General features: G+C 75.9%; 13 protein-coding genes. 7 read left to right on the forward strand and 6 right to left on the reverse strand.

The window, feature by feature from the left end; translation table 11 throughout:
- The 3 genes from GCU67_RS22430 to GCU67_RS10605 form a co-directional block, all read left to right on the forward strand.
- The coding region (locus GCU67_RS22430) for a transcriptional regulator (RefSeq protein ID WP_211661158.1) at positions 1 to 134 on the forward strand (134 nt) is incomplete at its 5' end.
- A 35-nt stretch (positions 135 to 169) separates the two neighbouring features.
- Positions 170 to 1,228, forward strand: a complete 1,059-nt coding sequence (locus tag GCU67_RS10600; protein WP_163611192.1) for an AbrB family transcriptional regulator — start codon at positions 170 to 172, stop codon at positions 1,226 to 1,228.
- 43 nt (positions 1,229 to 1,271) lie between these two features.
- Positions 1,272 to 1,532: a hypothetical protein gene (locus GCU67_RS10605; protein WP_338104921.1), complete on the forward strand. Its 261-nt coding sequence runs from the start codon at positions 1,272 to 1,274 to the stop codon at positions 1,530 to 1,532.
- An 83-nt stretch (positions 1,533 to 1,615) separates the two neighbouring features.
- On the opposite strand, the gene GCU67_RS10610 is transcribed toward GCU67_RS10605, so the two are convergent.
- On the reverse strand, positions 1,616 to 2,203 hold the full coding sequence (locus GCU67_RS10610) for a type II toxin-antitoxin system PemK/MazF family toxin (protein ID WP_338104922.1): 588 nt from the start codon (positions 2,201 to 2,203) through the stop codon (positions 1,616 to 1,618).
- A 236-nt stretch (positions 2,204 to 2,439) separates the two neighbouring features.
- Between GCU67_RS10610 and GCU67_RS10615 the strand changes: the two genes are divergently transcribed.
- A complete protein-coding gene (locus GCU67_RS10615; RefSeq protein ID WP_163611194.1) occupies positions 2,440 to 2,655 on the forward strand; it encodes a hypothetical protein in 216 nt (71 codons plus the stop codon).
- 43 nt (positions 2,656 to 2,698) lie between these two features.
- Here the strand turns inward: GCU67_RS10615 and GCU67_RS10620 are convergent, their stop codons facing one another.
- Positions 2,699 to 3,295 carry an MSMEG_1061 family FMN-dependent PPOX-type flavoprotein gene (locus GCU67_RS10620; RefSeq protein ID WP_163611195.1) on the reverse strand — a complete coding sequence of 199 codons (597 nt, stop codon included), beginning with the start codon at positions 3,293 to 3,295 and terminating at the stop codon, positions 2,699 to 2,701.
- 24 nt (positions 3,296 to 3,319) lie between these two features.
- On the opposite strand from GCU67_RS10620, the gene GCU67_RS10625 reads away from it, so the two are divergent.
- Positions 3,320 to 3,697 (forward strand): thioesterase family protein, encoded by a 378-nt coding sequence (locus tag GCU67_RS10625; protein ID WP_163611196.1) that lies wholly within the window; start codon positions 3,320 to 3,322, stop codon positions 3,695 to 3,697.
- A gap of 43 nt (positions 3,698 to 3,740) precedes the next feature.
- Here GCU67_RS10625 and GCU67_RS10630 read toward each other — a convergent pair whose 3' ends face one another.
- The 4 genes from GCU67_RS10630 to GCU67_RS10645 form a co-directional block, all read right to left on the reverse strand.
- Positions 3,741 to 5,225 carry a cobyric acid synthase gene (locus GCU67_RS10630; RefSeq protein ID WP_163611197.1) on the reverse strand — a complete coding sequence of 495 codons (1,485 nt, stop codon included), beginning with the start codon at positions 5,223 to 5,225 and terminating at the stop codon, positions 3,741 to 3,743.
- A 61-nt stretch (positions 5,226 to 5,286) separates the two neighbouring features.
- Positions 5,287 to 5,988, reverse strand: coding sequence for a lysophospholipid acyltransferase family protein (locus GCU67_RS10635; protein WP_338104923.1), 702 nt, complete (start codon positions 5,986 to 5,988; stop codon positions 5,287 to 5,289).
- Positions 5,989 to 6,051: 63 nt separating this feature from the next.
- Positions 6,052 to 6,756 (reverse strand): PAS and ANTAR domain-containing protein, encoded by a 705-nt coding sequence (locus GCU67_RS10640; protein WP_163611198.1) that lies wholly within the window; start codon positions 6,754 to 6,756, stop codon positions 6,052 to 6,054.
- A gap of 228 nt (positions 6,757 to 6,984) precedes the next feature.
- Complete coding sequence (locus GCU67_RS10645) at positions 6,985 to 7,914, reverse strand: cobalamin biosynthesis protein (RefSeq protein WP_163611199.1); 930 nt, start codon at positions 7,912 to 7,914, stop codon at positions 6,985 to 6,987.
- Positions 7,915 to 8,033: 119 nt separating this feature from the next.
- On the opposite strand from GCU67_RS10645, the gene def reads away from it, so the two are divergent.
- Positions 8,034 to 8,591: a peptide deformylase gene (gene def, locus GCU67_RS10650; protein ID WP_163611200.1), complete on the forward strand. Its 558-nt coding sequence runs from the start codon at positions 8,034 to 8,036 to the stop codon at positions 8,589 to 8,591.
- Positions 8,592 to 8,625: 34 nt separating this feature from the next.
- Positions 8,626 to 9,479: precorrin-6y C5,15-methyltransferase (decarboxylating) subunit CbiE (gene cbiE, locus GCU67_RS10655; protein ID WP_163611201.1), on the forward strand; the 854-nt coding region annotated here is incomplete at its 3' end.

Here is a 9,479-nt window from a genome sequence, read left to right on the forward strand (position 1 = left end):
AGGCCGGCTACGTCAAGGTCGGCAAGGCGACGATCGCCTCCCGGCAGCGCACCTCGCTGTCGCTGACCAAGGCCGGCCGGGCCGCCTTCGCCGCCCACGTCGCCGAGCTCCGCCGGATCACCGAAGGGCTCTGAAGGACGACCCGCCACGTGCGGCAGAGTGGTCGGCGATGGACGACGGACGGCGACGGCGGCTGCTGGACTGGGCGCTGGTGGTCACCGTCGGGGTCGGGGCCGGACTGCTGCTGGACCTGCTCGGGGTGCCGTCGGCTGCGCTGTTCGGCGGCCTGGTCGCCGGCCTGGCCCGGGCGCTGCTGGGCCACAGCCGGCTGGCGCTGCCGACGCAGGCGGGCACCGCGGCGCAGGCGGTCATCGGGGTCTCGATCGGTGCGCTGATCGAGACCGACACGCTGCGCACGATCGGTGCGAACTGGCTGCCGGTCCTGCTGGTCACCGTCGCGACGCTGCTGGTCAGCCTGGTCGCCGGCCAGCTCATGCGCCTGCAGCGCGGGATCAGCCCGGTCACCGGGGCGTTCTCGATGATCGCCGGCGGGGCCTCGGGCATCACCGCGATGGCCCGCGACCTGGGCGCCGACGAGCAGGTGGTCGCCGTCCTGCAGTACCTGCGGGTGCTGCTCATCGTCGTGGCGATGCCGATCGCGGCGACCACCGTCTACGGCGCGTCCGGCGGCCGCGGGCCGGCGCCGGCCGAGGACGGTCCCGGCTGGCCGGCCGGGCTGCTGTTCACCGTCGTCTGCGTGGTGGTCGGGGTGGCGCTCGGCCGGGTCGGCCGACTGCCGGTGGGGGCGCTGCTCGGCCCGATGGCGGTCGCCGCCGTCCTCGACCTGACCGGGGCCTCCCGGGGCGCGACGCTGCCCGGGCCGCTGGAGGCCGCCGGGTTCCTGGCGATCGGCCTGCAGGTGGGGCTGGGCTTCACCCGGGCGAGCCTGCGGCTGGTCGGCCGCGCGCTGCCGCTGGCGCTGGCGCTCATCGTCGGGGCCGTCGTCGCCTGCGCCGGGCTCGGGGCGGTGCTGGCCCGGACGACGGGGGTGAGCCCGCTCGACGGCTACCTCGCCACCACCCCCGGCGGGCTGTACGCGGTGCTGGCCACCGCCCGGGGCAGCGGCGCCGACGCGACCTTCGTGCTCGCCGTCCAGGTGCTGCGGCTGTTCGTCATGCTCTTCTCCGCCCCGCTGCTCGCCCGGCTGCTGCGTCCACGACGGAGCTGAGCGGTACTCCCGGATCGGCGGGTCCGCGCCTACCCTGGTCCGGGTGCGCGACCAGCCGATCGAGGAGGTACCGCTGTCCGAGGACGCCGTGAGCACCACGGACGCGACCGACTCCGTGCTCCTCTTCGTGGGCGGACCGCTGGACGGTCGGGTCGAGGTCCGCGCCGCCCGGCACGGTGACCCGCTGCCGACGGTCACCCACGTGCACCTGCACGACGGCCCCAAGGTCGTGCACCGCTACGACCTGCAGCCGCTGAACGACTCGGCCGGGGTCTACCACCTGCGCACCCGGCACGGCGGCTGAGGGACGTCCCCACCGCCGGCGAGTCGGAGGACCCCGTCCTCCTCACTCCTCGCGAGCCCGGGACGGGGCCACGGGGTCCCTCGTCAGCGGTGGCGGCGCACCTCGGCGGCCACCTCGTCGAAGCGGGCGCGGCTGAGGGTCGCCCCCTCGCGGCGGACGTCGCCGGGCTCGATCCGCAGCACCCGGTCCACCCGCGCCTCGCTGGGCCGACCCTGCCTGTCCCAGGAGCCGGTGCCGATGTCCACCCAGTGGCGGCCGTGCCGCGCCTCGTCGGCGGCGTCGCGGTCGTGGTCCTGGCTGCTGAGCATCAGCCCGAGCAGCGCGCCGCCGTCCCGGCCGATCACCAGCACCGGCCGGTCCTTGCCGCGGCCGTCGTTCTCCTCGAACGGGACCCACGCCCAGACGATCTCCCCGGGGTCGGGTGCGCCGTCGTCGGCGGGGGCGTACTCCAGCCGCACCGGGCCGGCGTGGTCGGTGACCGGGCCGGGCCGGGCGGCGATGGGACCGGGCGCCGGGAGCGGGGCCCTCGAGGGAGCCGGCCCGTCGCTGCGCCCCCCGTCGCTGCGCCCGCCGTCGCTGTGCCCCCCGCCGCGGCTCAGGGTCCGTACGCCCTCGCGGACGACGGCCACGGCCAGTCGTCCCAGCTGTGCTCTCCAGTTGCTGCCCGCCACGGCCGTCACGGTATAGCCCACCCGAGGACGGCGGCGTGCCGCCATCGACACGCCGCCGCCGCGCCGCAGCCTCTCGCGAGTCGATGACCTGCGGAACCACACGCGTGTGATCCTCGCCGTGGACGGTCTCGGTACGAGAGGACCTGGTCACACCCGCGGTTGAGCGGGAGCGTGGCGGGCCACACTCCTGCCGACGGCCCCCATCACGGCGGCGCTTCGGGGGAGAGGGTCGAACGATGACCACAGTGCAGCCAGTCGTCCCGGTCCACGTGCCGGTGACGGCGCTGGCGCAGCCAGCGGTCCGCGCGAGCGCGCTCGCGGCGTTCCAGCTGGTGGAGGACGCCCGGTACCGGGCTCCGGACCGGCGTCGCCGCGACGAGCGCAGGCGGGTCCTCGCCCAGCGCGCGGTCGCCGAGCGCAAGGCCGAACGCGAGCAGCAGGCCAGCTCCTAGGAGCCCCCTCGCTCCGCCCGGAGCGGGACCCTGAGAGGGGGCCTCACAGCTCCTGGGCGAGGTCGGCGCGGATGGTCGCGTCGTCGGGCAGCGGGGTCTCCAGCGCGCAGTGGTCGCGCAGGACCTGGCCGAACGGGGCGAACGTCGCGCGGTCGACCTGCGCGTCGGCGTCCCACAGGCCCGCCCGCATGACCGCCTTGGCGCAGTGGAAGTACGCGCTGGTCACCTGCACGACCAGCACCGAGCGCGGCGGCTTGCCGAACTCGGTCAGGTCGACCTCCAGGGCGTCGGGCTCGACGAGCGTCGTCGTCCCGAAGACCTTCAGCGTCTCCTCGAAGCCGGGTACGAAGAACTGCAGCGCCACACGCGGGTTGCCCGCCAGGTTGCGCAGGCTGTCGAGCCGGTTGTTGCCGGTGCGGTCGGGCATGGCGAGCCGGTGCTCGTCCAGCACGTGCACGAAGCCCCGCCCGCCGCCGCGCGGGGAGATCTCCGGCCACCCGTCGGGACTGGCCGTGGAGAGCATCGCGAAGGGGGACAGGCCGATGAACGCCGCGCAGTGGGCGTCGATGCGGTCGATCTCCTTGTCCTGCACCAGTTGCGAGGGCGGGCGGTAGGAGGCGAGCACCGTCGAGTCGTCCACCCCGCGACGGTAGCGTGCCCCTCCGTGCGTGAGGTCTGGAGTGCCCCCGTCCGTTTCGCCGAGTGCGACCAGGGCGGGGTGGTCTTCAACGGCCACTACCTGACCTGGGCCCACGAGGCGGTGGAGGCGTGGTGGACCGCGCTCGGGCTGCCCTTCGCCCACACGGGTCTGGACCAGCGGATCAAGGCCGCCACGCTGGAGTGGCGCTCCTCGGCCCGCTGGGGTGACACGGTCACCGTCGACGCCGAGCTCGACCGGATGGGCAGCTCCAGCTTCACCGTGGCGCTCACCGTGCGGGTGGGGGAGCGCGTCTGCTGCGTGGTGCGGACGACGTACGTGGCGGTGGCCGACGGGCTGCCGATCCCGTGGCCGGAGCACGTGCGGGCGCTGCTGCAGGGCTGACAGCTGCGTTCCCGTGGCGTCGGGGACCACCGGATCGCAGACGTCAGTGCGGGCCGATCACCGGCAGCCCGGCCGGCGGGCCCTCCTCGACCAGTCGCCACAGGGCGTCGGTGTCGGCGTGCTCGACGACCAGGTCGCCCAGGGCGTCCAGCCCGGCCTCGCGGACCGCGGCGAAGTCGGTGTCGGGGGCGGCGGTGAAGCGGCGGCCGGCGATCCCGGCGACCTCGGCGAGGAAGGCCCGGCGGAACCCGTCGTTCTCCAGCGCGCCGTGCCACGTCGTCCCGAAGACCGCGCCGGCCCGGGCGCCGTCCAGGAACGGTTCCGCGGAACCGTCGACGGTCACCACGCCGTGGTGGATCTCGTACCCGCGCACCGGGTGGCCCAGCGCCGCCCCGAGCGGGCGTCCCAGGGTCTTGTCCGGGGCGAACCGGACGTCGGTGGGCAGCAGCCCCAGCCCCGGGACGGCGCCGGCCCGGGACTCCACGTCGTCGGTGATCGTGCGGGCGAGCATCTGGTGGCCGCCGCAGATGCCCAGCACCGCGCGGCCCTCGGCGGCCTGGCGGGCCACGGCGTCGGCCAGGCCGGTCTCCCGCAGCCACCGCAGGTCGGCGACCGTGGACCGGGTGCCGGGCAGCACCACCAGGTCGGCGTCGGCGAGCTCCTCCGGGCGGGTGGCGTAGCGCACCAGCACGCCCGGCTCGACGGCCAGCGCGTCGAGGTCGGTGAAGTTGGACAGCCGCGGCAGCCGGACGACCGACACCCGCAGCACGTCCTCCCCGTGCGGGGGCCCGGCCGGCTCGGCGACGCCGACCCCGAGGGAGTCCTCGACGTCGAGGTGCAGGCCGGTCTGCCAGGGGAGCACGCCGAGGGTCGGCCGGCCGGTGAGCGCGGCCAGCTGGTCCAGGCCCGGGGCGAGCAGGCGCACGTCGCCGCGGAACTTGTTGACCAGGAACCCGGCCACCAGCGCCTGGTCGCCCGGCGGCATCAGCGCGACCGTGCCGTAGAGGGCGGCGAAGACCCCGCCGCGGTCGATGTCGCCGACCACGACCACGGGCAGGTGCGCGGCGGTGGCCAGGCCCATGTTGGCGATGTCGTCGGCGCGCAGGTTGATCTCGGTGGGGGAGCCGGCGCCCTCGCAGACCACGACGTCGAACCGGGAGCGCAGGTCGGCCAGGCAGGCCAGCGCCTGCTCCAGCAGCGCGGCCTTCATCGGCCGGTAGCTCAGCGCCGTGACGTCGGCGACCGCCTTGCCCAGGACGACGACCTGGCTGGCGTTGTCCCCGCCGGGCTTGAGCAGCACCGGGTTCATCGCGGCCTCCGGCTCGACCCGGGCGGCGGCGGCCTGCATCACCTGGGCGCGGCCGATCTCGGCGCCGTCGGCGGTGACCATGGAGTTGTTGCTCATGTTCTGCGCCTTGAACGGCGCGACCCGCACACCCTCGCGGGCCAGCCAGCGGCAGATGCCGGCGGTGACGACCGACTTCCCGGCGTCGGAGGTGGTGCCGGCGACGAGCAGCGCGCCGCTCATCGAGGCGCCCCGGCGGTCGTGTACATGGGGATCGCCTCGGCGACCAGTGGTCCCGGCGCGGTCACGCCGCGTCGGGCTTGGCGCCCCAGCCTGCCCTCTCCTGCCCGGACAGGGCGGCGATCGACTCCATCACCCGGTCGGTGACCTCGCGCCGGGCCCGGTTGCTGCTGGCCTGGCCGCGGTGCTCGGGGAAGGTCAGCGGCTCGCCGAAGGTCACCGACACCTTGTGCGGGCGCGGCCAGCGGGCGCCGATCGGCTGGACCCGGTCGGTGCCGATGACGGCGACCGGCACGACCGGGCAGTCGGCGGTGAGCGCCAGCCAGGCGACGCCGGTCTTGCCGCGGGCCAGCCGGCCGTCGCGGGAGCGGGTGCCCTCGGGGTAGATGCCGAACGCACCGCCGGACCGGAGCAGGCCCATCGCGGTGTCGAGGGCGGCCTGGGCGGCGCGGTGGTCCTGCCGTTCGACCGGGAGTGCGCCCAGCGCGGTGAACAGCGTGCGGGACACCCAGCCGCTGAAACCCGTACCCCGCCAGTACTCGGCCTTGGCCAGGTAGGCGACCCGGCGCGGCGCGACCAGCGGGATGCCGATGCTGTCGATGAAGGACAGGTGGTTGCTGGCGAGGATGACCGGGCCGGTGAGCGGCACGTTCTCGCGGCCGACCACCGTGGGCCGGAAGACCACGAAGACCAGCGGCCGCAACACGAAACGCACCAGCAGGTAGAACACCGCGCCGTCGTCTCCCGTCCCGTCCCGCTCCCGCACCGGTGCGGGGTTCGGACGATCCTGCCCGACGCGCGCGGGACCGGGACGGGCGGGGGAGCGGGGTCAGGCCGGGTGGGGCGGCGGCGAGGCGTCGTGCAGGATCGCGCGGACGTCGTCGGGCAGCGGGTTGCGTCCGCTGGCCGAGTCGATGATCAGGACGGCGACGTCGCGCACCTTGCGGTGGGTGTGGCTGGAGATGTGCGCCAGCAGATCGAAGGCCACCTGGTCGCCGCAGCTCATCAGCACCATGAGGACCCCCTTGGCCTGCTCGATGGCCGCTCGGCTGGCCATCGCGCTGCGGAGCTGCTCCACCTCGGTCTGCAGGTGGCGCACGACGTCGTCGCTGCCCGCCGGACGCCCGTCGGTGACGTCGACGGCCAGGCCGGCCAGCGCCAGGACCGCGCCGGCCGGGTCGAGCTCCGGCTCGCAGACGACCAGCAGCGTGCGGTCGGCGCCGTCGCCGCGCCGGACGCGGTGCTCGCGGGCGAAGGGCGCGCCGGAGGTGCCCGCGACGGCCAGCGCCTCCTGCAGGGCGGGACGGTCGTCGGCGTGCACGTGGGACAGCAGCAGCTGGACGGTGGGCTGCACCGTGCCGGCGGGGACCCGGAGCAGGTCGTGCAGCTCCGGCGACCACCACCACGTCCCGGTGGTCAGGTCGCCGCGGAAGCGACCGGCCACCCGGGTGGCGGCGGTCTGGGGGGAGGCCGCCCGGTGGACCCGGCGGGAGCCCGGTTCGGCGTGGAGGGGCAGTGCCGCGGTGGTGGACATCGAGTTCGACCGATCTCTGCTGACGCACCTTCGTCTCGGGTGGGGCCGCCGAGCCGTGCGCTCGACCATGACGACCCATCGGCCCCTCGGGGTCGACCGCTCCAGTCCCCAGCAAGTTACCGCCGGATCCGGGCGTACGCACGTGAGTCGGGAGCGGGCACGTCGGGCGCGCACGGCCTGTCGCTCCGTGTGCGCGCGATCACCGACCGTCCAGGGATGCGAGTCGGGTCAGCGGCGGAGTCGGCCGGTCGCCGCCAGCACCGCCGCCGCGACCCAGACCGCCCGGGACAGCCGGACGGCCCGGGCGACGTCGGCGCGCACCGGCGGCCGGCCGTCGCCGAGCACGGGTCGTTCCTCGACCCGGGTGCCGTAGACGTTGCGCCCGCCCAGCCGCAGGTCGAGCGCGCCGGCCAGCGAGGCCTCGCACCGGCCGGCGTTCGGGCTGGGGTGGGCGGCGCCGTCCCGCCGCCACACCCGCCACGCGCCCGACGGCGACCCGCCGGCCAGTGGCGCGGTGAGCACGGTGAGGACGGCGGTGAGGCGGGCGGGCGCCCAGTTGACGACGTCGTCGAACCGGGCGGCGGCCCAGCCGAAGCGGGCGTACCGCGGCGACCGGTACCCCACCATCGCGTCGAGGGTGTTGGCCGCCCGGTAGCCCAGCAGCCCGGGCAGGCCGGCGACGGCGCCCCAGAACAGCGGGGCGACCGCGGCGTCGGAGGTGTTCTCCGCGACCGACTCCACGGTGGCCCGGACCAGCTCCGGCTCGCCCAGCCCGCTGGGGTCGCGGCCGGCCAGGGTCGACAGGTGCGCCCGGGCGGCGGGCAGGTCACCGGCGGCCAGGTGCCGTTCCATCGTGTCCGCGGCCCGGCCCAGCGAGGTGCCGCCGAGCACCGCCCAGGTGGCCAGGGCGGTCGCCGCCGTCCGGGCTGCCGGGTGGTGCGCGGTCAGCCGGGACGCCGCCGTCCCCGTCCCGACCGCCGTTCCGACGCAGAGGCCGGCGTACGCGACGCCGGCGGCGCGGGAGTCCCGCCACATCCGCCGCTCCAGGGCGGCGGCGGCCTGCCCGAACCCGGCGACCGGGTGGCCACGCCGGGGGTCGGCGAACAGCAGGTCGGCGGCGGCGCCGAGGGCCAGCCCGGCGGCGGTCGCGCGGCTCATCGGGCAGCCCTCCCGGCGCGACGTCGAGGGCTGCCCCCGGTGGGGGGCAGGGCTCGAGCGGCGGTGAGGGACATCGGCGGCCACGGTAGGGCAGCGCCGCGACCCTAGGATCAGCGGTCATGCGCCTGCCCGGCCGTTACGACGGTGTCGCCCGCCCGATCGTCACCTACGGCAGCAACCCCGTGCTGCACCACCCCTGCGCGCCGGTGACCGCCTTCGACAAGGAGCTGCGGCACCTGGTGCTGGACATGTTCGCCAGCATGGCCGCCGCCGACGGCGTGGGGCTGGCGGCCAACCAGATCGGTGTCGACGCCCGCGTCTTCGTCATCGACTGCCCGGACGCCGACGGGGAGGACGTCGTCGGGGTCGTGGTGAACCCGGTGCTCACCGTGCTCGAGCCGGCCGACGGTGAGCCCGCGGTCGAGGTCACCGACGAGGGCTGCCTGTCGGTGCCCGGGCCCTACGCCGAGCTGGAGCGGGCCTTCCGCGCCCGAGTGGACGGCGTCGACGTGCACGGTGACCCGGTGTCGATCGAGGCGACCGGCATGGCGGCCCGCTGCCTGCAGCACGAGGTCGACCACCTCGACGGCACCGTCTACGTCGACCTGCTGCCCGCCGAGCAGCGCGAACTGCTGCTGGCCGAGGCCGCCGGCCCCGAGGGCGAGCTGCCCGCGTGAGGGCCGAGGCCCGTCCGCGCATCCGGACCGGGGCATGAGCGCGCCCGAGGGGTGGACGGTCACCGTCGTCGGCATCGGCGCCGACGGTTGGGACGGGCTGTCCCCGGCGGCCCGGCGGGCGGTCGAGGCGGCACAGGTGCTGCGCGGCAGCAGCCGTCAGCTGTCCCTGGTGCCCGACGGGGTCCCCGCCGAGCGGGTGCCGTGGCCCTCACCGATGGCGCTGGCGGTGCGCGAGCTGCCCGACGCCCACCCCGGCCGCCGCGTCGTCGTCCTGGCCAGCGGTGACCCGATGTACTCGGGGATCGGCACGACCCTGGTGCGCTGGTTCGGCGCCGCCGCCGTCGACGTCGTCCCGCACCCCTCGTCGGTGACCTGGGCCTGCTCGCGGATGGGCTGGTCGGTCGAGGAGACCACCGTCGTCTCGGTGGTCTGGAAGCCGGTCGAGCTGCTGGCCGCGCAGGTGTCCCCGGGACGCCGGCTGCTCGTGCTCGGGGCCGACGGCAGCACCCCCGCGGAGGTCGCCCGCCGGCTCACCGGCTGGGGGTACGGCGCCAGCCGGCTCACCGCGCTGTCCCAGCTCGGCGGCCCGACGGAGCAGCGGTCCACCGGGACGGCGGCGGACTGGCCGCACGCGGAGACCGACCCGCTGACGATCACCGCCGTCGAGGCGGTCGCCGACCCCGGGACCGTGCCGCTGTCCACCGCGCCCGGGCTGCCCGACGACGCCTACCGCAACGACGGGCAGCTGACCAAGCGCGACGTCCGTGCGGTGACGCTGTCCCGGCTGGTCCCGCTGCCCGGGCAGCTGCTCTGGGACGTCGGTGCCGGTGCGGGCTCGATCGGCATCGAGTGGATGCGGGTGCACCCCTCCTGCCGGGCGGTCGCCGT

The sequence above is a fragment of the Modestobacter muralis genome, assembly GCF_010682105.1.
Taxonomy (GTDB): domain Bacteria; phylum Actinomycetota; class Actinomycetes; order Mycobacteriales; family Geodermatophilaceae; genus Modestobacter; species Modestobacter muralis.